The sequence below is a fragment of the Bradyrhizobium embrapense genome (genome assembly GCF_001189235.2).
Classification (GTDB): Bacteria; Pseudomonadota; Alphaproteobacteria; order Rhizobiales; family Xanthobacteraceae; genus Bradyrhizobium; species Bradyrhizobium embrapense.
In genome coordinates, this window is sequence record NZ_LFIP02000009.1 from 32,419 (window position 1) to 52,989 (window position 20,571).

Below are 20,571 nucleotides of genomic sequence, written 5' to 3' on the forward strand. Positions count from 1 at the left end.
CGATGGCGAAGCAGTTGGAAGGCAAGGTCGCAGCCGTGACCGGGGCGGCGTCGGGCATCGGACTTGCAAGCAGCGAGGCGATGCTGGCCGCCGGTGCGCACGTGGTGATGGTCGACCGTGACGCGGCCGCGCTGCAAGCGATTGCCGGCAGGCACGGCGATGCGGTGATCCCGCTGGTCATCGACCTGCTTGATCCGAAGGCCTGCGCGACGCTTCTGCCAAAGATCCTCGAACAAGCCGGCCAGCTCGACATCCTGCACGCCAATGCGGGAATCTACGTCGGCGGCGATCTCGTCGACGCCGATAGCAGCGCGATCGACCGGATGCTGAACCTCAACGTCAACGTCGTGATGAAGAATGTGCATGACGTGCTGCCGCACATGATCGCGCGCGGGACCGGCGACATCATCGTGACGAGCTCGCTCGCCGCGCATTTCCCGACGCCGTGGGAGCCGGTCTATGCCTCGTCGAAATGGGCGATCAACTGCTTCGTGCAGACGGTGCGGCGCCAGGTGTTCAGGCACGGCATTCGCGTCGGCTCGGTCTCGCCCGGGCCGGTGATCAGCGCACTACTCGCGGACTGGCCGGCGGAGAAGCTCGCGGAGGCCAAGGCGGCGGGCAGCCTGCTGGAGGCGAGCGAGGTCGCCGAGGTCGTGATGTTCATGCTGACCCGGCCGCGCGGCATGACGATTCGCGATGTCGTGATGCTGCCGACGAATTTCGATCTGTAGCGGAGCGTTCCTGCCGCCTCAGGCGGCGCCGCGATCGAACGCCGGCGTGGAGTCTTTTTTCGTCAGCCGGCGCAGGGCCGCAACGTTGGTGGCGACGGAGGCGAGGCGGCACTGTGCCTTGCCGTCGGATTTCGCCTCGTACAGCGCGGCATCGGCAACGGCTAGGAGCTCCTCGGCCTCAGTGCCGTGCTCGGGCGATACGGCGACACCAACGCTGACGCCGACCTTTGCGAAGGTGCCGTCGGCCAGCCGCTAGGGCAACGTGACAGCCTGGATGATGCGCTGGCCGATCCCGAGCGCCTGCTCGGCGCCGGCGCCGTTCGCCAGCACCACGAATTCATCGCCGCCGAGCCGTGCGATCACCGCGGTCTCGGGCAGCGCGCGCCGCAGCCGCTCGGCGGCCAGCATCAGCACCTGGTCGCCGGCCGCATGGCCATAGGTGTCGTTGATCGGCTTGAAATCGTCGAGGTCGAGGAATAGCAGCGCGAACGGCTTGCGATGTCCGGCCGGAGCCGCCAGCTTCGTGTTCAGCGCGGCGACGAAACCGGCGCGATTGCGCAGGCCGGTCAGGGTGTCGTGATGGGCAAGGTGGCCGTTCTCGCGCTCGGCGCGCATGGTCGCGATCAGCATCTTGTTGAGGCGAAAGGCCGCGACCGTCATCGCCGCGAGATACATCGGCACCTGCAGGAATACGATGAACAGCAGCGGCTCGCCGCCCAGCGCCGCGCCGGGCACGATCGGCCCGAGGCTGAGCAGGATCATGGTTCCGGCAAGGCGCGGGGCGCTGAAGTTGCGGAAGCAGATGCCGCCGACCATTGCCGCCGCAGACAGCGAGGCCAGCATCGCAACCACCCAATCGCCGCTTGCAAGGCTGATCAGCATGCCGAAGCCGACGCTCGCGCTCCAGGCGACCGCAAGGACGAGGTGGAGATCGGTCGGCGTCGGCCGCCCTTCGCGTGCCGCGCGATGCGCAGCCACGAGCACCGCCAGTCGCGAGAGGCAGATGACGAGTTCGAGGATGACCCAGGCGATGAACGGCGCGGTCGGCTCGCGGATCGCAATCACGGCTGCGACTGCGACCGTATTGACCGCGCCGGCCGCGAACACCGGCAGCGAGCCATAGAGATCCCCGATCAGCGCCGCGCGGATGTCATCCGGCACGCCCGGACCCGCATCGGCGAGCCAGCGCGTCACGCCCCAGCGCGGCTGGCTGTATCGTCCTGTTTCGGACTGCATTGTTCTTGCCTCGTACTTTCACGTCGCAACTGACCCGGCCGGACCTAACAGGCGTTTAAGGCCGCGGCGGATCGCGCGGTGTGATTGACGACAGGTAAATCCGGCGGGCGATCGCGCCGCTGAATACCGATGCCGGAGGCTGCGATGCGGCCGTTGGCCGCGCCGATCCGTTCGGCCAGCGGTTAATTTTCGACCGGCAGCGGTCGCGTGTTGCGGTGATATCGCGGTGATCCTATGAGTTGACCGGGCAGGCGCGACATCTCGCCTGTCGGGCACTCCGGAACGGGTGCCGGCAATCTGCAATGCGCCTGGCGTCGCGGCGTTCGGCGGCCAGTTCTACCGGTTGATGGCTGGCACGACGCCGATACGATTCAGATGACAGAACATAACCTCGTCGCTGCAAGCAGCGAGCCGCGCACCCGGGACAGCCTCATCCGTGATCTGCGTCGCCTCGGCGTGCAGCCGGGCGAGACGCTTCTGGTCCATTGCGCTATGAGCAGGCTTGGTTGGGTGGCCGGCGGCTCGGAAGCCGTGGTGCGTGCGTTGCTCGGCGCGGTCACCGACGGCGGCACGCTGGTGATGCCCGCGCAATCATCGCAACTCAGCGACCCCGCCAATTGGCGCGCCCCGGCTGTCCCGCAAGAATGGATCGAGACGATCCGCGCGAATTTGCCTGCCTTCGACCCGCGCACGACGCCGACCCGCGACATGGGCGCCGTCGCCGAGCTGTTCCGGACCTGGCCAAGCGCACAACGGAGCCAGCATCCGACCTGCTCGTTTGCCGCACTGGGTCCCGAGGCGGAGAAGATCACCGCGCAGCAGCCGCTTGGTGCGCCGTTCGGTGACGAGGGGCCGCTCGGATATCTCTACCGATCGTCCGCGCGGATCCTGCTGCTTGGCGCCGGCTTCGATGCCTGCACCGCGTTCCACTTGGCCGAGCAACGGGCGTGGCCGGGCTTGCCGCGCATCGCGGAAGGCTCACCCATGGTCGTCGACGGCGAGCGCCGCTGGGTTCGGTTCGACGTTGCTGCGGCATATCCGGACGGCTTTCCGGAGATCGGCGCGCAATTGCTCCGGCAGGGGCTGGTTCGGAGCGGCAGCGTCGGCGCCGCCACCTGCCATCTGATGTCGTTGCCGCGCATCGTCGACGCGGCCGCCGGGATCATGGCCGCGCAGCCATTTCCGTTCAGATGAAACGGGCGCGCGGCGCCTAGACTGCCATGAGTTCGTCCGCGCGGCCCGCGCGCTTCGCCTTCTTCAGCCTGGCCGGCGCGAACAGATTGCTTGCGGCAAGACCCGCGGTATCGGCAACGGTCGGATCGCATGACACCATGGCGGCGACGATGGCGCCGTCGATCAACAGCGCGAGCTGATGCGCGAGCACCGCCGGCTCAGCCGCGCCCATCTCGCTGGCGAGCTTCTCGATATGCGCCAGCACCACCTTCTTGTGCTTCAGTGCGATGTTGCGGAACTGCTTGGCGTCCTTGTCGTGCTCGGCGACCGCGTTGATGAAGGGACAGCCGTAGAAGCGCTCCTCAGCAAACCAGCTCTTCAGGGCAGGGAAGATCCGCGCCAGCTTGGTCTGCGGATCGCCGCCGCCGGCCTCGATTGCGCCGATGAACCATTCGCGCCATTGCCGGCCTTCGCTCTCCAGCACGGCATGCACGAGGTTGGTCTTCGAGCCGAACAATTTGTAGAGCGTGGTTTTGGCGGTGCCGGCCTCGTCGATGATCGCATCGATGCCGGTGGCGTTGATGCCGTTCTTGCAGAACAGATGCGTCGCCGCACTCAAGAGGCGCCCGCGTGCGGACTCGTCGTCGCCGGCGGCGAACGCGGCGGCAGGTTTTTTCTTCGCAATCGTTTTGGCCATGCGCGGCAGTAAATCGGAGCGCGGTGAAATCATCAAGTCGCATCTTCACGGGGGCGGGCATGTGCGCCGTCCTGCGCTCAAAGTAATCGCGGCAGCGCGGCAGATGCACCGCGTTTGAGCAGCCGCGCCCTGATCAATCCGTAGGCAGGCAGGGCTAACCGGCTGCGCGATTTCACCTTTTGATCTGGCGGAGGACTGGCACGCTTCGTGCAGGAAACAGACCGTTCGGTATCCTGACCAAATCCATCGCTCCCAGGGAGAAAACTGATGACCGCTGTCGCTCAAAAAACCGCACTGACCGGCTGCCTCGCGCCGATCGACAGAGGCGGGCTCGAGCAGCTGATTGCCAACGGCAAGGCCAACCCGAAGGTGATCAAGACCTTGAAGTGCAGAACGGTGGCCGAGGGCAAGTTCCGTCACGCCAACTACATCCGAAACCTCGCGCCCTACATCGTCGACGAGCCGCCGGGCTTGCTCGGCGACGACACCGCGCCCAATCCGTCGGAGGCCTCGCTCGCCGCGCTCGGCTCCTGCCTTGCGGTCGGCCTGCACGCCAACGCGGTGCATCGCGGCTGGATCGTCAACAAGCTCGAGCTCGAGCTCGAGGGCGATCTCAACATCACCGCAGTGTGGGGCACCGGCGACGTCAGCGAGAAGCCGGTCGGCTTCACCGATGTCCGCGTCAAGGTCGACATGGAATGCGAGGGCGTCGCGCAGGACGAGATCGACGCGCTGGTGGCGCATGTGAAGAAGTGGTCGCCGGTCGCCAACACCTTCACCCGTCCCGTCAATCTCGAGGTCAGCGCGTAAACGCTCGATCGGCAATTCAAGGTGCGGAGACCAACCATGGGTTCACTGGCTTTATCGCGGGTCGCAGCTCAAGATCCCGCACCGACCATCACCGACGAGGTCGCGCGTCTCGCCCGTCAGGAGCTGGCACCGCTCGCATCCGCGATCGATGCCGGCTCGGTCTATCCCGGCGAATTCCTGCGCCGGCTCGGCAAGGTCGGTGCGTGGAGCAGCCACGTGCCGCAGGAGGGGCCTGCCGACCTCCGCTGGGCGATCCAGTCGATGGCCGCGCTCGGCGAGGTCTGCGGCGCCACCGCCTTCATGGCGTGGTGCCAGAACACGCTGGTCTGGTACGTCGCCAATTCCACCAATGTGAAGCTCGCCGCGCGCTTCGGCAACTGCTTCTCCAGCGGGCGTGCGCTCGGCGGCACCGGGCTCTCCAACCCGATGAAGAGCTTCTTCGGCATCGAGCGGCTGAAGCTGAAGGGCCGCAAGGTCGATGGCGGCTACATCGTCCGCGGCGCGCTGCCTTGGGTGTCCAATCTCGGCCCCGACCACTACTTCGGCACGATCTTCGAGCGCGAGGACGAGGGCAACAAAGGCGAGCCGGGCGGCACGGTCATGTTCCTCGCTGACTGCGCCGATCCCGCGATCACGCTGACGCCGTGCAAGCCGTTCCTGGCGATGGACGGCACCGGCACTTACGGCGTCCAGTTCCGCGACGTGTTCGTGCCTGACGAGTTGATCCTGGCGGAACCGGCTGCACCGTTCGTCAGGAAGATCCGCGCCGGGTTCATCCTGCTGCAGGCCGGCATGGGCCTCGGCCTGATGAGGGATTGCATCAACATCATGGACGAGGTCCACGCGCCGCTCGGTCACGTCAACCGCTATCTGCCGCAGCAGCCGCTGCAGTTCCGCGAGCTTCTTGCCGAGTTCGAGAAGGAGGCGATGACGCTGGCCAGCGATCCCTACAACACCGACGACAGCTACTGGCGACGTGTCGTCGCGCTGCGCCTGCGGATCGGCGATGCCAGCGTCGCGTTCGCGCATGCGGCGATGCTCCATTGCGGTGCGCGCGGCTACCTGATGAGCCACCGCGCCCAGCGCAGGCTGCGCGAAGCCTATTTCGTCGCCATCGTCACGCCCGCCACCAAGCAGCTGCGCAAGATGCTGGCTGACGGCTGAAGGAGTTCGGGACCACCACGACTGCAACCACGAACAGGAGAGAGCCATGACGGACGTTCTGATCACCGCCGGCGAACTTGCCGAGCTCGTCAAGAAAGAGCCGTGTGTCATCATCGACACGCGGAATCCGGATGCCTATGCGGGCGGCCATTTGCCCGGTGCCGTCAATGTGCATGACATCTTCACGTTCCTGGCGACCTCGACGCCGGAGGGCATCCACGAACTGAAGACCAAGTTCGCCGATGCCTTCGGCGCCGCCGGTCTATCCGGCAAGGAGACCGCCGTGATCTACGAGCAATCGATGAATTCCGGCTTCGGCCAGTCCTGCCGCGGCTACTATTTGCTGACGATGCTCGGCTATCCCAAGGTGAAGGTGCTGCATGGCGGCTTCGATGCCTGGAAGGCGGCCGACCTTCCCGTGACCACCGACGTTGCGGTGCCGCCGAAGGCCTCCTTTGCGATCGTGCCGGAGGCCGGCGACATCATGATCGACGCCAAGGCGATGCTGGCGGCGGTCGGCAAGCCTGGCGTCGCGATCCTCGACGTGCGCGACGTCGACGAATGGATCGGCGAAAGCTCGTCTCCTTATGGGAAGGATTTCTGCCCACGCAAGGGCCGCATCCCCGGCGCGGTGTGGCTCGAATGGTACCGGATGATGAAGCCGACCGCCGAGGGCCCACGCTTCAAGTCGAAGGACGAAATCCTGGCGGAGTGTGCGACCGTCGGCATCTCGCAGACCACGCCGGTCTATCTGTACTGCTTCAAGGGGGCGCGCGCCTCGAACACCTTCCTGGCGCTGAAGAACGCCGGCGTGAAGGACGTGCGGATGTACTTCGGCTCCTGGAACGAATGGTCGCGCGACCCCTCGCTGCCGATCGATGAGGGCTTGCCGACCGCGGCCGTCGTCACGGGCAAGGCGGCATAGAACCTGCATGTTTGTCGGCGTCCGGCGGCGCAAAGCGCGGCCGGACGCCGATCAATGAACCGGATCGCGGAGCTCTCCCCGTTTCGGTGCGACAATGGGGCGCAGCATGTCCACCTTTGACGATCCCTTCGATGCCGATCGCGCGCTCACGCGGTCCGGCTGCGCCTGCGGCCAGCATCGCTCGACGGCCGAGCACGATCAGTCCGCACGTACGTGGCGCTGTGAACCGGTGGCCGGCGTTAGCGAGGAGAAGCGGTACGAAGGCATCGTCGCGTCGGCGGTGATGCGGGCGGTGTTTCCGCAAGACATTGCGCGCCGCGCCTTCCTGAAATCGGTCGGTGCCGCGACCGCGCTCGCCGCGCTGTCGGAGTTCTTCCCGCTGAAGACGGCGACGGAGGCGTTCGCCGACGCCGGAACACCGGAGAAGAAGGATCTCAAGGTCGGCTTCATCCCGATCACCTGCGCGACCCCGATCATTATGGCCGCGCCACTCGGCTTCTATGCCAAGCAGGGCCTCAACGTCGAGGTGGTGAAGACCGCCGGCTGGGCGGTCATTCGCGACAAGACCATCAACAAGGAATATGACGCAGCCCACATGCTGGCACCGATGCCGATCGCGATCTCGCTCGGGCTTGGTGCCAACGCCATTCCGTTCACGGTGCCCGCGATCGAGAACATCAACGGGCAGGGCATCACGCTTGCCATCAAGCACAAGGACAAGCGCGATCCAAAGGACTGGAAGGGCATGAAGTTCGCCATTCCGTTCGACTACTCCATGCACAATTACCTGCTACGCTACTATCTCGCCGAGCACGGCCTCGATCCGGATACCGACGTGCAGCTCCGCTCGGTGCCGCCGCCGGAGATGGTCGCCAATCTGCGCGCCGACAACATCGACGGCTTCCTCGCGCCCGACAACATCTGCCAGCGCGCGATCTATGACGGCGTCGGTTTCCTGCACATCCTGTCCAAGGAGATCTGGGACGGCCATCCCTGCTGCAGCTTTGCCGCCAGCCGCGAGTTCATCACGACGGCGCCGAACTCGTTCGCGGCGCTGACGCGGGCGATCGTCGATGCCACCGGCTATGCATCGAAGGCCGAGAACCGCAAGCAGATCGCGGAAGCGATCGCGCCGGCCAACTACATCAACGCGCCGGTGACGGTGCTGGAGCAGGTTTTGACCGGCACCTATGCCGACGGCCTCGGCGGCGTGAAGACCGATCCGAAGCGTGTCGACTTCGATCCGTTCCCCTGGCAGTCCTTTGCGGTGTGGATGCTGACGCAGATGAAGCGCTGGGGTCAGATCAAGGGCGACGTCGACTATCACGCGGTCGCCGAACAGGTCTATCTCGCGACCGACACCAAGAAGGTGATGGCCGAGATGGGGCTTGCGCCGCCCGCCGCCTCGTACAAGTCGTTCTCGGTGATGGGCAAGAACTTCGATCCGGCCAAGCCCGACGATTATCTGGCGAGCTTCAAGATCAGGAAGTCGTCGTGAGGGGCGTGGCTACCCGCATGCTCGACGATACGGCACGGCGTATGGGTCCCGGCCTGCGCCAGGACGACGGGTTGAGGGAGCGCGCATGACACTCTCACTCCGCCTCCGCGCCGCCATCGTCTCCATCGCGCTGCTCGCTGCCTTTCTCGGCGCCTGGCATCTTGCGACCCGCAGCACGGGGGCGACGGCCAATATGACTCCCGAATATGCAAAACTGATGGGGCTGACCGCAACCCAAGGCAAGTCCGCGATGCCCGGGCCGCTCGATGTCGGCGCCAAGCTTTGGGAGCATCTGAAGCGGCCGTTCTACGACAATGGGCCGAACGACAAGGGGCTCGGCATCCAGCTCGCCTATTCGATCGGGCGCGTCGGGCTCGGCTATCTGATCGCCGTCATCGTCGCGATCCCGCTCGGCTTCATGATCGGCATGTCGCCCTTGATCAGTAGGGCGCTCGATCCGTTCATCCAAGTGTTGAAGCCGATCTCGCCGCTGGCCTGGATGCCGCTGGCGCTCTACACCATCAAGGACTCCTCGATATCGGCGATTTTCGTCATCTTCATCTGCTCGGTGTGGCCGATGCTGCTCAACACCGCCTTCGGTGTCGCCGGCGTGCGCAAGGAGTGGATCAACGTCGCGCGCACGCTCGAGGTCGGCACCGTCAGGCGCGCCTTCACCGTGATCCTGCCGGCGGCGGCGCCGACGATCCTCACGGGCATGCGGATCTCGATCGGGATCGCCTGGCTCGTGATCGTCGCCGCCGAGATGCTCGTTGGCGGCACCGGCATCGGCTATTTCGTCTGGAACGAGTGGAACAACCTGTCGATCACCAATGTGATCATCGCGATCCTTCTGATCGGCCTCGTCGGCATGCTACTCGACCAGGTGCTGGCGCGCTTCACGCGCATGGTGACGTTTCCGGAGTAGCGATGACTGACAGGTTCATTTCCATCGAGGGCATCGCGCGCCGTTATCCCGGCGCGGGCGGCGGTACCACCACGGTGTTCGAGAACTTCTGGCTGTCGATGGCGCGCGGCGAGTTCGGCTGCGTGATCGGGCATTCCGGCTGCGGCAAGACCACGGTGCTGAACATCCTCGCCGGGCTCGACGAGCCGAGCGAAGGAACCGTCATCGTCGACGGGCAGGGCATCGAAGGTACCAGCCTCGACCGCGCCGTGATCTTCCAGAGCCATGCGCTGCTGCCGTGGCGCACGGTGCTCGGCAACGTCGCTTATGCCGTGAGCTCGAAATGGCGCAAATGGGATCGCGCCCGGGTCAGGGCCCACGCGCAGAGATTCATCGATCTCGTCGGGCTGACCGGCTCCGAGCACAAGCACCCGTCGGAGCTGTCGGGCGGCATGAAGCAGCGCGTCGGCATTGCGCGCGCGCTGTCGATCACCCCGAAGATCATGCTGATGGACGAGCCGTTCTCGGCGCTGGACGCGCTGACCCGCGGCACCTTGCAGGACGAGGTACGGCGGATCTGCCTGGAGACCGGGCAGACCACCTTCATGATCACCCATGACGTCGACGAGGCTATCTTCCTCGCCGACAAGATCTTCCTGATGACCAACGGCCCCGGTGCTGTGCTGGCCGAGATCGTCGAGAACCCGCTGCCGAAGGAGCGCGGCCGCATCGACCTGCACCGCCATCCCTATTACTATGCGCTGCGCAACCATATCGTCGATTTCCTGGTCAGCCGCAGCAAGAGCTTTGCCGCCGAGGTGACCGGTCACGATCCGCGCCACGTGCCAACGGTGCGGCCCGGCGTCGGCGAGCCCACGATCGTCTCGCCGCCGCGCGTCGTCGAACCCAATCCCGCGCAGAGCGTTGCGCGCTGAGCCCAAGGAGGAAGCCTCATGAAACGCGAAGACCTCACCGAAAAGCTGCTCGACATCAAGCGCGAGAAGGGCTGGAGCTGGAAGCACATCTGCGAGAGGATCGGCGGCTACTCAGAGGTCCTGATCGTCGGCGCGATCCTCGGCCAAATGAAGTTGACAAAGCCGCAGGCGGCCAATGCCGGCGAGCTGTTCGGGCTGTCGAAGTCGGAAATCGCGATGCTGAACGAAACGCCGATGCGCGGCATGCCGATGCCGCCGACCGATCCCCTGATCTACCGGTTCTACGAACTCGTGATGGTCAACGGTCCGGCCTGGAAGGCGCTGATCGAGGAAGAATATGGCGACGGCATCATGTCGGCGATCGACTTCGACATGGTGATGGAGCGCCTGCCGAATCCAAAAGGCGACCGCGTCAAGATCACGATGTCGGGCAAGTTCCTGCCGTACAAATATTACGGCGCCAGCGGCAACGTGCCGGAATACGGCTTCAAGGAAGAGTGAGGGGAGGGGGCGCGAATGGCGAGTAGCGAATCGAATCGCTACTCGCGAATGGCGAATGACGTCACAGGATCGTGCCCGGCGCGTAGCTCGCCGCTTCCGGCTTGGCCCGGGCCAGCGCCTCGACCTGCTCGGCGAAGTGATCGACCTGGGCGCCAGCGTCGCCCGAGTTGGCGCGACCCTGCGCGAGCACGAGCTGCAATTCGGCTTCGCTGAGGCCAAGACGCTTGTCGGCGGCGAGACGCTGCAGCAGATCGTTCTGCACGATCTTGCCGGTGCGCAGGTCGCCGATGGCCGCGACGGCGTGCTCCTTGATCGCCTCATGCGCGCCTTCGCGGCCGGCGCCCTTCTTCACCGCTTCCATCATGACCGTGGTGGTCAGCAGGAAGGGCAGATAGCGGTTGAGCTCGGTGGCGACGACGGCTTCGAACACCTCCATCTGGTCGAGCACGGTGAGCAAGGTCTCGAGCAGGCCATCCATTGCGAGGAAGGCGTCGGGCAGCATGACGCGGCGGACCACGGAGCAGGACACGTCGCCCTCGTTCCACTGATCGCCGGCGAGCCCCGCGGCCATCGCGAGATAGCCCTTCAGGATCACATGCAGGCCGTTGATGCGCTCGCAGGAGCGGCTGTTCATCTTGTGCGGCATCGCCGACGAGCCGACCTGGCCCTTGGCAAAGCCTTCGCTGGCAAGCTCATGGCCCGCCATCAGGCGGATGGTCTTGGCGAAGTTGCCGGGACCGCTGGCGAGCTCGGTGAGGACGCTGACCGCACGGAAATCGAGGCTGCGCGGATAGACCTGGCCCACGGCATCGAGCGCTTTGGGCAGGCCGAGGTGAACGAGGATGCGCTGCTCGAGCGCGCGCGCCTTGCCGGCGTCCCCATTGAACAGTGTGATCTGGTCGAGGCGGGTGCCGACGGCGCCCTTCAGGCCGCGGGCGGGGTAGGTCTGCAGCACATGGACGAGGCTCTGATGCGCCAGCAGCATCTCTTCGCCTGACATGGCGATGCGCTTGCCGAGCGTCGTGACCTGCGCGGCGACGTTGTGGGTGCGCGCGGTGAACGGGATGTCGCGCAACTGCTGCGCGCGCTTCGCAAACCGAATCAGCGCCGCGATGCTCTTGGTCTCGACCAGCTGCAACGCGCGGTAGACCTGCAATTGTTCGACGTTCTCGGTGAGGTCGCGGCTGGTCATGCCCTTGTGCAGGTGCTCATGGCCGGCCAGATCGCAGAACTCCTCGATGCGCGCCTTGACGTCGTGGCGGGTGACGCGCTCGCGCTGCATGATGGAGGCCAGGTTGATCTGGTCCTTGACGCGCTCGTAGCTTTCGATCACGCCGTCCGGAACTGGAATGCCGAGATCGCGCTGGCCCCTCAGCACGGCGATCCAGTAGTCGCGTTCGAGGCGAACCTTGCCCTCGCCACTCCAGATGGCGCGCATGGCGGGTGAGGCGTAACGTTCAGCGAGAACGTTGGAAATGTGATCCTGGGACATGATCCCGCTCTCTTGGCATTGCCTGAGGCTGGCTGCAAGTCGCGACCTGTCATGAATCGTCAGGTCTGGTAGCACCTTGGCCGGACTTGCGGTGTTGGCGCCACCATACCAGATCAGTGGATACGCCGCCTCAGGCAATCCCGGGGCGGCGCCGGCATTCCCGGGTGCGGGACAGGACGTCCTACTCGCCTTTCGCCGCAGCAAATGCCTCGCGCACCTCCTTCACCGGCGCCATGTCGCGCACGAAGCTGAACGCGCCCTGGTCCTTCATCTCGCGGGCACAGCGCAGGAACGCGGCTAGCGCGTGCCGCTCCATCGCGCCGCCGACGCTGATGCGCTTGACGCCGGCGGCGGACAATTGCTCGACGGTCAAGGTCGGATCGGCAAAGCCCATCACGAGATTGAATGGCCGCTTCACGGCCGACACCACGGTCCTGATGGTGCCGATGTCGTACAAGCCCGGAGAATACAGCACGTCGGCGCCGGCGGCCTCGAACGCCTGCAGCCGCTTGATGGTGTCGTCGAGATCCTTGCGGCCGTGCAGGAAGTTCTCCGCGCGCGCGGTCAGCGTGAACGGGAACGACAGCGCCCGCGCCGCTTCGACGGCGGCCTGAACCCGCTCGACCGCGAGCGAGAAGTCGTAGATCGGATGCTGCGGGTTGCCGGTCGAATCCTCGATCGAGCCGCCGACGACGCCGGCCTCGGCGGCGCGGGTGATCGCCTTTGCCGCGGTCTTCGGATCGTCCGCGCCACAATTTTCCAGATCGGCGTTGACGGGCAGGTCGGTGGCCTCGGCGATCACCCGGCAGTTCTCGATGATGGCATCGACGCTGACGGTTGCGCTGCCGAGCGTGTTGGCGAGCCCGAGGCTGGTGGTCGCGAGCGCCTCGAAACCCATCGCCGCGAGCAGCTTTGCCGTGCCGGCATCCCAGGGATTCGGGATGATGAAGGCGCCGGGACGCTGATGCAGTTCGCGAAACCGTGCTGCCTTGTCTGCCTGGGTGCGCATGTGAACTCCTGATGATTGAAAAATGCGACTGGCTCAGCGATAGGGCGGTTTCGGCTATCAGCCAAATTTGTTATTTCTTTCGATATCATCAGCTTTTTGCATGAGGCGAAGATGGACAGTGACGCGCTCAATACGTTCCTGGTGGTGCATCGCCGCGGCGGAATCTCGAATGCCGCGAAGGCGCTGCACCGCTCGCAGCCGGCGATCTCGCGGCGCATCGCGCTGCTCGAGCAGGAACTCGGCGTGCCGTTGTTCGAGCGCATCGCAGGCAAGACCAGATTGAGCGATGCGGGGCGGGTGATGGTGCCCTATGCCGAACGCGCGGTGGCGGCGGCGCAGGATGCCGAGAATGCGGTGCGCGCGCTGCTGCGTGACAATTCCGGTCCCGTGGCGTTGGCTGTGACCGGCACCCTTGCGGGCGAGCGGCTCTCGAAGGTGCTGAAGCGTTTTGCGCGCCGGCATCCGGATGTCGCGCTGACGCTGCGCACCGCGACCAGTGCCGAGGTCAGCGATCTGATCCGGCGCGGCGAAGCGACCATCGGGTTGCGCTACGACCGCGACCGCTCGGGCGAACTCGATTGCGAGGTGCTGTTCGCCGAGCCGCTTGGGGTGGTCTGCGCGCCGGACCATCCGCTGGCGGGATGCCGGGTCGGCAAACTCGCCGATCTCAGGGACGAGCGCTGGATCGCATTTCCCGAGGTGCCTGGACGGCGCGAGATAACTGCTTCGCACGTGTTCGCGCTGTTCCTGACGCACGGGCTCGGCGAGGTCGCCTGGACGCCGGTCGACAGCCTCACGGCGCAGAAGCGGCTGGTCGAGGCCGGACTCGGGATCGCGCTGCTTTCACAAAGCAATGCGGCGGAGGAGCTGCGCGCCGGCTCGATCGCGACGATCCGCGTCGGCAATCTCACCGCCAGCCATGAGGTCGTCGCGGTGACGCGGCATGGCGGCTTTCTCAGCGCCGCGTCGCGCCGTCTGCTCGACATCATCCGGGCTGACTTCACCAAAACGAGGTTCCCAAACACGTCGCGCCGGAACGGTGTCCGGCGCGCGTAAGAATGTCGAATTGGAGCTCAGGGGGCGCGAGAGCTCAGGTTCCCGGCTTACGTCCCCGCCTTCACCTGCGCTGCCGCCACCGCCAGCAGTTCGTCCATCTTGGCGCGAACGTCGCGCTCGGTGGTGGCCTGGCCCTTGGCGGTGAGGTCCCTCAGCACCTTGTGCAGCACGTCATTGTCGCCGGCTTCCTCGAAATCGGCGGCCACCACCTCCTTGGCGTAGGCATTGGCGGCGTCGCCGGCGATGCCGAGCTTCTCGGCGGCCCACAGGCCGAGCAGCTTGTTCCGGCGCGCTTCGGCCTTGAACTTCTGCTCCTCGTCGAGGGCGAACTTCTTCTCGAAACCTTCCTCGCGCTTGTCGAATTCGTTCATGCCGAAGTTCCAATTCCTGCTGAATGGCGGGCTCCAGCTCGTTGCGGCAGCCCCGATGCCTGCCTAGATAAGTGGGAGGAATCGGCAAGACAACGAGCCGTTAAGCCGCAGGCAGAACAGGCGGAATCGGGCCTTTTTGATAGGGCGGTATAAGTGCCCTGAAGGGGGCACTATCGATTGTGCTGGATGGGCCAATCGGATAGGTTGCCAACAGGCATGGTTCTTGTTCTGTTTCCAGTTGGATTGCCCAGGTTCCAGGCCTCCGCGGCAGCTCCGTCGTGGGTCGTAACCCCAAGTCATCCGGAGCACCCAAATCCATGGATTTCAACAAAACACGGTACATCCCAATGAGCCGTCGACGCCGTATTTATGAAGGCAAGGCCAAGGTGCTTTACGAAGGCCCCGAGCCGGGAACCCTGATCCAGCACTTCAAGGACGACGCGACCGCGTTCAACGCCAAGAAACACCAGGTGATCGAGGGCAAGGGCGTCCTCAACAACCGGATCTCGGAGTACCTGTTTCAGCACCTCAACGACATCGGGGTGCCGACCCACTTCATCCGCCGCCTCAACATGCGCGAGCAGCTGATTCGCGAGGTCGAGATCGTGCCGCTCGAGGTGGTGGTGCGGAACGTCGCCGCCGGCTCGCTGTCGCAGCGGCTCGGGATCGAGGAGGGCACCCAGCTGCCGCGCTCGATCATCGAGTTCTACTACAAGAACGACCAGCTCAACGACCCCATGGTGTCGGAAGAGCACATCACCGCCTTCGGCTGGGCCACGCCGCAGGAGATCGACGACATCATGGCGCTCGCCATCCGTGTCAACGACTTCCTGACCGGCCTCTTCCTCGGCATCGGCATCCGCCTCGTCGACTTCAAGATGGAGTGCGGGCGGCTGTTCGAGAACGAGATGATGCGAATCATCGTCGCCGACGAGATCTCGCCGGATTCCTGCCGTCTGTGGGACATCAAGTCGAACGAGAAGCTCGACAAGGACCGTTTCCGCCGGGATCTGGGTGGCCTGCTCGAGGCCTATACCGAAGTTGCGAAGCGGCTCGGCATTCTGATTGAAAACGAGCGGCCGGCCGGCAGCGGTCCGGTGCTGGTGAAGAGCTAAGCTCAAGGGGCGACCGTGAAAGCACGTGTGACTGTGACATTGAAGTCGGGCATCCTCGATCCGCAGGGCAAGGCGATCGAGGGCGCGCTGAAATCGCTCGGCGTCGACGGCATCGCCAGCGTTCGCCAGGGCAAGGTGTTCGACATCGAGCTCGCTGCGACCGACAAGGCCAAGGCGGAGGCCGCGCTGAAGGCCGCCGCGGACAAGCTGCTGGCGAACACCGTGATCGAGAATTATCGGGTCGAGGTTCTGGGCTGACCGGGCGCGCCAAATGATGATAGCCGCTCCCGCCACTTTTCGCAGTGACCGAGTGTTCGTCCGGGCGCTGATGGCCGGCTTGCTGACGGCGGCTGGAATCGGCGCGACTTCGGCTCAATCGGTACCGCCATCCGCCACGATGCCGGCGCCGCCGTTCACGGTCAGCGGATGGAGCTACGAGCGCCGCGGCTCCGATATGCACATGTTCCGCTGCGCCCAAGCGTCCTGCGGCGCGGGCTCCAAGGTGAGCTACCGGTATTACACCGGCGGAAAGCAGATGACGCTCGACCAGTTCCGTGCAGGGCAGGAGCAGATCATCAAGGCGCTGGAGCAGCGGACGCCGGGGCAGCGCATCACGCTGCTCGGCGTCGACGGCGACAAGGGCTCGGCGGGGCCACGGATGTTCAAGGCGCGGCGCCTGACCGTGACCGCCGACGGCGCAAGCGAGTATCAGGTCAGCGGCTTGTTGCTCGGCGGACAAGGCTCCGCCAGCCTGATCAGCTCGGCGCGTGACGAAAAGGCCAGCAACGATAATTACGCAAAGTTTGCCGCCGCAGCCAAGCTCGTGCTGGCGCCCAAATCCAGGTGATGCAATGAAATCAGCCGTCCTCGTCTTCCCCGGCATCAACCGCGAGCGCGACATGGCGCGCGCGCTCAAGCTCGCATCCGGCAATGAGACCGCGATGGTCTGGCACGCCGAGACCGCGCTGCCGCAAGGCACCGATCTCGTGGTGGTGCCCGGCGGCTTCTCCTATGGCGACTATCTGCGCTGCGGCGCGATCGCGGCCCGCGCGCCTGTCATGGACGCGGTGCGCGACTTCGCAGCCAAGGGCGGCCTCGTGCTCGGCGTCTGCAACGGTTTTCAGATCCTCTGCGAGTCCGGGCTGTTGCCGGGCGTCTTGATGCGCAATGCCGGGCTGAAATTCGTCTGCCGCGACGTGCATATGAAGGTCGAGCGCTCCGACACGCCGTTCACCCGCGGCTACAATGCCGGTCAGGTGATCCGCGTACCGGTCGCGCATGGCGAGGGCAACTACGAGGCGGACGAGGAGACGCTGAAGCGCCTCGAGGGCGAGGGGCGGGTGCTCTACCGCTACTGCTCGCCCGAGGGCGTGGTCGACGAGGCCTCCAATTTCAACGGTGCTGCGCATTCGATCGCCGGCATCGTCAACGAGCGCGGCAACGTGCTCGGCATGATGCCGCATCCGGAAAACCACGTCGAAGAGATCATGGGCTGCACCGACGGCCGCGGCCTGTTCGCAGGGCTGGTCCAGCAGTTCGAGAAGGCGGCGTAACCATCATGTTTGGAAGGTGCCTTGCCGCAGCGGCAGCCGCATTTCTGCTGCTTGCGGCGGCTGCGCGCGCCCAGGATACCTCGAAGCTGGACTTTCCGAAGCGTCCGATCACGATGATCGTGCCGTTCACGGCCGGCGGCACCTCGGACGTGATCGCCCGCGCGGTCGCCGACCAGATGAGCGCGGCGCTCGGCCAGTCCATCATCATCGAGAATGTCGGCGGCGCCGGCGGCTCGACCGCGCTGACCCGCGCCGCGCGCGCCGAGCCGGACGGCTACACGATCGCGATCGGCAATGCCGGCACCAACGCCGCGACTTACACCATCTATCCGAAACTGTCGTTCACGCCTGATTCCTTCGCGCCGATCGCCGTCGTGGCGAAAACTTTCGGCATCGTTGCGCTGCGCAAGGATTTTCCGGCCAAGGACCTCAGGGAATTCATCGACTACGCCAGGAAGAATCCGGGCAAGGTCAATCTCGGCCATGCCGGCGTCGGCTCATCGAATTATTTGATCTGCAAGAGCTTCGTGCATGCCGCCGGGATCGACGTGCAGCTTGTCGGCTATCGCGGCGCGGCGCTCGCGCTGACGGACGCGATCGGCAGCCAGATCGACGGCGTCTGCGACGCCGCGGCCTCGGTGTCGCAGGCGATCGACGACAAACTGGTGAAGGCCGTCGTGGTCGGCTCGACCGTGCGGCTCGCCTCGCTGCCGGACCTGCCGACCTCGGCCGAGGCAGGCCTGCCCGAGTTCGAGGCGCAAGGCTGGAACGGCCTGTTCGCACCGAAGGGCACTCCGCCCGAGATCATCGCCAAGCTCAACGCGGCCGCGCGCACCGCGGTTGCGAGCGAGGCGGTGAAGAAGCGCTTCCTCGACCTGTCGACCGTCGCCCCCGACGCCAACGAGCTCGCGCCCGAGGCGCTGCAGCAACTCGTGACCCGCGACGTCGCGAAGTATCGCGCGCTGCTCGCTGACGACAAGAAGTAGCCGGCGAGACTATCTCCGCAATCGGCTTAGCCAGCGCTTCACGGCGTCGGCGGGCACCGTCATCGCGGCGACGCCGAACATGACCAGCACGAGCCCCAGCGCGAGGTTCGACGGCACGGATTCCCCGAGCAGAATTACCGACAGCGCGACGCCGATCGGAATCCGCAAATAGCCCTGCGCATTGGTCGTGAGCGTGCCGAGCCGCGTCAGGCACATGTAGAACAGCATCAGGCCGAATGCGCTGGAGAAGATGCCCATGGTGACGGTGGCGACCAGCGCTTGTGGCGTCGGGTGCAGCGTCCAGGGATGGTCGACGATCAGGGCGACCGGCAGCAGCACGCTGCCGCCGAACAGCAGCGAGCCGGCGGCGACCACCATCGGGTCATAGTCGGAGAGGCGAAGCCCGAAGATCGTGGCACAGGCGAACGAGACGGTGGCGAGCAGGATCGCGCTCTCGGCGACAATCTCCCTGCCGAAGCCCGACAGCGCGTCGAGGCCGATGATCGCGACCGTGCCGGCGAGGCCGAGGATCGCGCCGACAAATTTGAGCAGCGAGGCCGGCTCGTGCCGGGTGATCGCCCAGGTGATCAGGAAGGCGAAGATCGGCGTCGTCGAGGCCAGCACCACGGTGTTGGACGCCGGCACGTAAAGCTGCGCCCAGGTGATCACCAGGAACGGGATCGTCGAGTTGATGGTCTGCTGGAAGGCGAACAGCTTCCAGGCCTTGATGTCGGTCGGGATGCGGATGCCGCGGATCCGCAGCACCACGAGCAGGAAGAGGGCTGCGACCAGCGAGCGCGCCGAGATGAAGGTGACCGGCGGAATCGAGCCGAGCCCGATCTTGGTCAGCGGATAGGTCGAGCTCCAGCAGCAGGCCAGCGCGAGCAGCAGTGCATAGTCGCGCCAGCCGCGCGCGCCGGGCGCTGCGGTCGACGAAATCGGCGTGATCGCGCCAGCCGCCACGCCGCCCGTCTTCGCGCCTCGTTTCAGCATGATCTTTTCGGAAAACCGCTTCACGCCTTTCCGGGTCATGCTCTGGCTGTGCTCTTCGGCACCTTGATTTGGCTCCCCGCGCATGGCCGCGCATCAAAACTGATACTTCGGGAGCTCATCCGATGCCAGCGCAAGTTTGACGGCGCTGCGTGCCGCTCAATCCCGCGAGACGGTATTCGGAATGACCGGCTCGGTATCCGCGGGGCTGGACTGCGCGCCGGTATCCGACGTCGTATCCCACCATTCGCCCAGCGCGTCGATCAGCGGCACCAGCCGATGGCCGGCCGGCGTGAGCTGGTATTCGACGCGCAGGGGATAGCCGCCGAATTCGGTGCGCTCGACGATGCCGGCGTCCTCGAGCTTGCGCAGCTCGAGCGTCAGCATCTTGTGCGAGATGGTCGGGTTGTCGCGGCGCAGGTCGCTGAAGCGCTTGGTGCCCTGCTTCAGATAATAGATCAGCAGCGTCGGCCAGCGGCCGCTCAGGACCTGCATCACTTCCTCGATCGGGCAGCGGGAGACAAGAGATTTCATGGCGGCTCGTGGTTACAAAAAGGTGCGTAATTTACTTCACGGATGTGGCGAATAGGGTCCGGCTCCGCTGCGCAGCGCGACCGTCGGACATCATCGGAGACCACATCATGGAACCTATCCTTATCTATGGCTTCCCGCTCGGAAGCTCCATGGGGCTCGTTGCAGCGCTCGAATGGCTGCGCCAGCCCTATCGCCTTTGCCGCGTCGACATGCTCGGCGAGATGCGCGAGCCCTCCTATGCACGGATCAACCCGCGGCATGAGACGCCGGCCTTCGTCACCGACCAGGGCAGGGTGCTTACCGAGAACATGGCGATCGCAAGTTGGCTCGCGGCACGCGATACCGAGCGTCGCATCAGCTTCGACCCGTTGTCGCCGCAGGCCGACCGGATGCGTCAGCTGATGGCCTACGTGAACACCGGCTTCACGGCCGCGTTCAGTCCGCTATGGGCAGCGCTGGAGATGCAAACGCCGAATCCGGCGATGCAGTCCGCGCTGCGGCAGTGGGGGCGGGACAACGTCGTGCGGCGGCACGACCGGCTCGAGGAACTCGTCGGCGATGCGCCGTTCCTGCTCGGCGACCACCCGACATTGGCGGATGGGCTGCTGATCGGTGTCGCGCGCTGGCTCGACTTCCACGCCGTCGCCGACCGTGATCGCTGGCCGAAGCTATCGGCGCTTCGGGCGCGCCTGGAGGCCGATCCGGCCGTGATCTACGCCACGGCGCTGGAGAGCGGCGAGAGCAGCCCGGCGGGGTCCGGTGCCTGCACCGGTCACGTTGCGCTCGCCGAGGTGATCGAGCGGTACGGCACACCGCGTCCGTGAGGATTCCGGGCGATGAGAGGGAGGTGATGGACGCCGGATTGGCGTCCACCGGACCGAATTTGCCGAA

The 20,571-nt window shown here is 65.4% G+C and carries 22 protein-coding genes and 1 pseudogene; 16 read left to right on the forward strand and 7 right to left on the reverse strand.

Annotation, left to right across the window (positions count from 1 at the left end; all coding sequences use genetic code 11):
• The first annotated feature begins 2 nt into the window (after positions 1 to 2).
• Complete coding sequence (locus AKN83_RS30015) at positions 3 to 731, forward strand: SDR family oxidoreductase (RefSeq protein ID WP_050402064.1); 729 nt, start codon at positions 3 to 5, stop codon at positions 729 to 731.
• A gap of 18 nt (positions 732 to 749) precedes the next feature.
• Here AKN83_RS30015 and AKN83_RS30020 read toward each other — a convergent pair.
• Positions 750 to 1,967 (reverse strand): annotated as a pseudogene (locus AKN83_RS30020) (diguanylate cyclase).
• A gap of 375 nt (positions 1,968 to 2,342) precedes the next feature.
• Between AKN83_RS30020 and AKN83_RS30025 the strand changes: the two are divergent.
• Complete coding sequence (locus tag AKN83_RS30025; protein ID WP_050402026.1) at positions 2,343 to 3,161, forward strand: AAC(3) family N-acetyltransferase; 819 nt, start codon at positions 2,343 to 2,345, stop codon at positions 3,159 to 3,161.
• 16 nt (positions 3,162 to 3,177) lie between these two features.
• On the opposite strand, the gene AKN83_RS30030 is transcribed toward AKN83_RS30025, so the two are convergent.
• Positions 3,178 to 3,837, reverse strand: a complete 660-nt coding sequence (locus AKN83_RS30030) for a TetR/AcrR family transcriptional regulator (protein ID WP_050402063.1) — start codon at positions 3,835 to 3,837, stop codon at positions 3,178 to 3,180.
• Positions 3,838 to 4,104: 267 nt separating this feature from the next.
• Here AKN83_RS30030 and AKN83_RS30035 point away from each other — a divergent pair, with 267 nt between their 5' ends.
• The 7 genes from AKN83_RS30035 to cynS all read left to right on the forward strand — a co-directional run bounded on the left by AKN83_RS30035 (position 4,105) and on the right by cynS (position 10,574).
• On the forward strand, positions 4,105 to 4,647 hold the full coding sequence (locus AKN83_RS30035) for an OsmC family protein (RefSeq protein ID WP_050402025.1): 543 nt from the start codon (positions 4,105 to 4,107) through the stop codon (positions 4,645 to 4,647).
• Between the two features lie 36 nt (positions 4,648 to 4,683).
• Complete coding sequence (locus AKN83_RS30040; protein ID WP_050402024.1) at positions 4,684 to 5,811, forward strand: acyl-CoA dehydrogenase family protein; 1,128 nt, start codon at positions 4,684 to 4,686, stop codon at positions 5,809 to 5,811.
• 46 nt (positions 5,812 to 5,857) lie between these two features.
• Positions 5,858 to 6,736, forward strand: coding sequence for a sulfurtransferase (locus AKN83_RS30045; RefSeq protein ID WP_050402023.1), 879 nt, complete (start codon positions 5,858 to 5,860; stop codon positions 6,734 to 6,736).
• Positions 6,737 to 6,842: 106 nt separating this feature from the next.
• Positions 6,843 to 8,234 carry a CmpA/NrtA family ABC transporter substrate-binding protein gene (locus tag AKN83_RS30050; RefSeq protein ID WP_050402022.1) on the forward strand — a complete coding sequence of 464 codons (1,392 nt, stop codon included), beginning with the start codon at positions 6,843 to 6,845 and terminating at the stop codon, positions 8,232 to 8,234.
• 85 nt (positions 8,235 to 8,319) lie between these two features.
• Entirely contained in the window at positions 8,320 to 9,159 is an 840-nt protein-coding gene (ntrB, locus tag AKN83_RS30055; protein ID WP_050402021.1) for a nitrate ABC transporter permease, read from the forward strand.
• Between the two features lie 2 nt (positions 9,160 to 9,161).
• Positions 9,162 to 10,073 carry an ABC transporter ATP-binding protein gene (locus tag AKN83_RS30060; protein WP_050402020.1) on the forward strand — a complete coding sequence of 304 codons (912 nt, stop codon included), beginning with the start codon at positions 9,162 to 9,164 and terminating at the stop codon, positions 10,071 to 10,073.
• Between the two features lie 18 nt (positions 10,074 to 10,091).
• Complete coding sequence (cynS, locus tag AKN83_RS30065; RefSeq protein ID WP_050402019.1) at positions 10,092 to 10,574, forward strand: cyanase; 483 nt, start codon at positions 10,092 to 10,094, stop codon at positions 10,572 to 10,574.
• 61 nt (positions 10,575 to 10,635) lie between these two features.
• Here the strand turns inward: cynS and purB are convergent, their stop codons facing one another.
• A complete protein-coding gene (purB, locus tag AKN83_RS30070) occupies positions 10,636 to 12,066 on the reverse strand; it encodes an adenylosuccinate lyase (protein WP_050402018.1) in 1,431 nt (476 codons plus the stop codon).
• 181 nt (positions 12,067 to 12,247) lie between these two features.
• Positions 12,248 to 13,075 (reverse strand): isocitrate lyase/PEP mutase family protein, encoded by an 828-nt coding sequence (locus AKN83_RS30075; protein ID WP_050402017.1) that lies wholly within the window; start codon positions 13,073 to 13,075, stop codon positions 12,248 to 12,250.
• A gap of 111 nt (positions 13,076 to 13,186) precedes the next feature.
• Between AKN83_RS30075 and AKN83_RS30080 the strand changes: the two genes are divergently transcribed.
• Positions 13,187 to 14,131, forward strand: a complete 945-nt coding sequence (locus AKN83_RS30080) for a LysR family transcriptional regulator (RefSeq protein ID WP_050402062.1) — start codon at positions 13,187 to 13,189, stop codon at positions 14,129 to 14,131.
• A gap of 47 nt (positions 14,132 to 14,178) precedes the next feature.
• Here AKN83_RS30080 and AKN83_RS30085 read toward each other — a convergent pair whose 3' ends face one another.
• Positions 14,179 to 14,502, reverse strand: a complete 324-nt coding sequence (locus AKN83_RS30085) for a DUF1476 domain-containing protein (protein ID WP_050402016.1) — start codon at positions 14,500 to 14,502, stop codon at positions 14,179 to 14,181.
• A 347-nt stretch (positions 14,503 to 14,849) separates the two neighbouring features.
• On the opposite strand from AKN83_RS30085, the gene purC reads away from it, so the two are divergent.
• From purC to AKN83_RS30110, 5 genes are read left to right on the forward strand one after another with little or no spacing between them, the layout of a single operon-like run.
• A complete protein-coding gene (gene purC, locus AKN83_RS30090) occupies positions 14,850 to 15,617 on the forward strand; it encodes a phosphoribosylaminoimidazolesuccinocarboxamide synthase (RefSeq protein ID WP_016843454.1) in 768 nt (255 codons plus the stop codon).
• 15 nt (positions 15,618 to 15,632) lie between these two features.
• On the forward strand, positions 15,633 to 15,875 hold the full coding sequence (gene purS, locus AKN83_RS30095) for a phosphoribosylformylglycinamidine synthase subunit PurS (protein WP_050402015.1): 243 nt from the start codon (positions 15,633 to 15,635) through the stop codon (positions 15,873 to 15,875).
• 13 nt (positions 15,876 to 15,888) lie between these two features.
• Positions 15,889 to 16,464 carry a hypothetical protein gene (locus AKN83_RS30100; RefSeq protein ID WP_244522158.1) on the forward strand — a complete coding sequence of 192 codons (576 nt, stop codon included), beginning with the start codon at positions 15,889 to 15,891 and terminating at the stop codon, positions 16,462 to 16,464.
• 4 nt (positions 16,465 to 16,468) lie between these two features.
• Positions 16,469 to 17,170 carry a phosphoribosylformylglycinamidine synthase subunit PurQ gene (purQ, locus tag AKN83_RS30105; RefSeq protein WP_050402013.1) on the forward strand — a complete coding sequence of 234 codons (702 nt, stop codon included), beginning with the start codon at positions 16,469 to 16,471 and terminating at the stop codon, positions 17,168 to 17,170.
• Between the two features lie 5 nt (positions 17,171 to 17,175).
• A complete protein-coding gene (locus AKN83_RS30110; protein ID WP_050402012.1) occupies positions 17,176 to 18,156 on the forward strand; it encodes a tripartite tricarboxylate transporter substrate-binding protein in 981 nt (326 codons plus the stop codon).
• A gap of 9 nt (positions 18,157 to 18,165) precedes the next feature.
• Here the strand turns inward: AKN83_RS30110 and AKN83_RS30115 are convergent, their stop codons facing one another.
• Positions 18,166 to 19,149, reverse strand: a complete 984-nt coding sequence (locus AKN83_RS30115) for a DMT family transporter (RefSeq protein WP_050402061.1) — start codon at positions 19,147 to 19,149, stop codon at positions 18,166 to 18,168.
• 156 nt (positions 19,150 to 19,305) lie between these two features.
• Positions 19,306 to 19,680 (reverse strand): winged helix-turn-helix transcriptional regulator, encoded by a 375-nt coding sequence (locus AKN83_RS30120; RefSeq protein WP_050402011.1) that lies wholly within the window; start codon positions 19,678 to 19,680, stop codon positions 19,306 to 19,308.
• 107 nt (positions 19,681 to 19,787) lie between these two features.
• Between AKN83_RS30120 and AKN83_RS30125 the strand changes: the two genes are divergently transcribed.
• Complete coding sequence (locus tag AKN83_RS30125) at positions 19,788 to 20,504, forward strand: glutathione S-transferase family protein (protein WP_050402010.1); 717 nt, start codon at positions 19,788 to 19,790, stop codon at positions 20,502 to 20,504.
• Positions 20,505 to 20,571: the final 67 nt, after the last annotated feature.

Bases quoted from the DNA above. Each gene is read 5' to 3' on its own strand.
- AKN83_RS30120 (WP_050402011.1), bottom strand. From the start codon at position 19,680: ATGAAATCTCTTGTCTCCCGCTGCCCGATCGAGGAAGTGATGCAGGTC.
- AKN83_RS30100 (WP_244522158.1), top strand. From the start codon at position 15,889: ATGATGATAGCCGCTCCCGCCACTTTTCGCAGTGACCGAGTGTTCGTC.
- AKN83_RS30085 (WP_050402016.1), bottom strand. From the start codon at position 14,502: ATGAACGAATTCGACAAGCGCGAGGAAGGTTTCGAGAAGAAGTTCGCC.
- AKN83_RS30110 (WP_050402012.1), top strand. From the start codon at position 17,176: ATGTTTGGAAGGTGCCTTGCCGCAGCGGCAGCCGCATTTCTGCTGCTT.
- AKN83_RS30035 (WP_050402025.1), top strand. From the start codon at position 4,105: ATGACCGCTGTCGCTCAAAAAACCGCACTGACCGGCTGCCTCGCGCCG.
- AKN83_RS30040 (WP_050402024.1), top strand. From the start codon at position 4,684: ATGGGTTCACTGGCTTTATCGCGGGTCGCAGCTCAAGATCCCGCACCG.
- AKN83_RS30025 (WP_050402026.1), top strand. From the start codon at position 2,343: ATGACAGAACATAACCTCGTCGCTGCAAGCAGCGAGCCGCGCACCCGG.
- AKN83_RS30015 (WP_050402064.1), top strand. From the start codon at position 3: ATGGCGAAGCAGTTGGAAGGCAAGGTCGCAGCCGTGACCGGGGCGGCG.
- AKN83_RS30125 (WP_050402010.1), top strand. From the start codon at position 19,788: ATGGAACCTATCCTTATCTATGGCTTCCCGCTCGGAAGCTCCATGGGG.
- AKN83_RS30115 (WP_050402061.1), bottom strand. From the start codon at position 19,149: ATGCTGAAACGAGGCGCGAAGACGGGCGGCGTGGCGGCTGGCGCGATC.
- AKN83_RS30060 (WP_050402020.1), top strand. From the start codon at position 9,162: ATGACTGACAGGTTCATTTCCATCGAGGGCATCGCGCGCCGTTATCCC.
- purQ (WP_050402013.1), top strand. From the start codon at position 16,469: ATGAAATCAGCCGTCCTCGTCTTCCCCGGCATCAACCGCGAGCGCGAC.
- purC (WP_016843454.1), top strand. From the start codon at position 14,850: ATGAGCCGTCGACGCCGTATTTATGAAGGCAAGGCCAAGGTGCTTTAC.
- AKN83_RS30080 (WP_050402062.1), top strand. From the start codon at position 13,187: ATGGACAGTGACGCGCTCAATACGTTCCTGGTGGTGCATCGCCGCGGC.
- AKN83_RS30050 (WP_050402022.1), top strand. From the start codon at position 6,843: ATGTCCACCTTTGACGATCCCTTCGATGCCGATCGCGCGCTCACGCGG.
- AKN83_RS30045 (WP_050402023.1), top strand. From the start codon at position 5,858: ATGACGGACGTTCTGATCACCGCCGGCGAACTTGCCGAGCTCGTCAAG.
- AKN83_RS30030 (WP_050402063.1), bottom strand. From the start codon at position 3,837: ATGGCCAAAACGATTGCGAAGAAAAAACCTGCCGCCGCGTTCGCCGCC.
- AKN83_RS30075 (WP_050402017.1), bottom strand. From the start codon at position 13,075: ATGCGCACCCAGGCAGACAAGGCAGCACGGTTTCGCGAACTGCATCAG.
- ntrB (WP_050402021.1), top strand. From the start codon at position 8,320: ATGACACTCTCACTCCGCCTCCGCGCCGCCATCGTCTCCATCGCGCTG.
- cynS (WP_050402019.1), top strand. From the start codon at position 10,092: ATGAAACGCGAAGACCTCACCGAAAAGCTGCTCGACATCAAGCGCGAG.
- purB (WP_050402018.1), bottom strand. From the start codon at position 12,066: ATGTCCCAGGATCACATTTCCAACGTTCTCGCTGAACGTTACGCCTCA.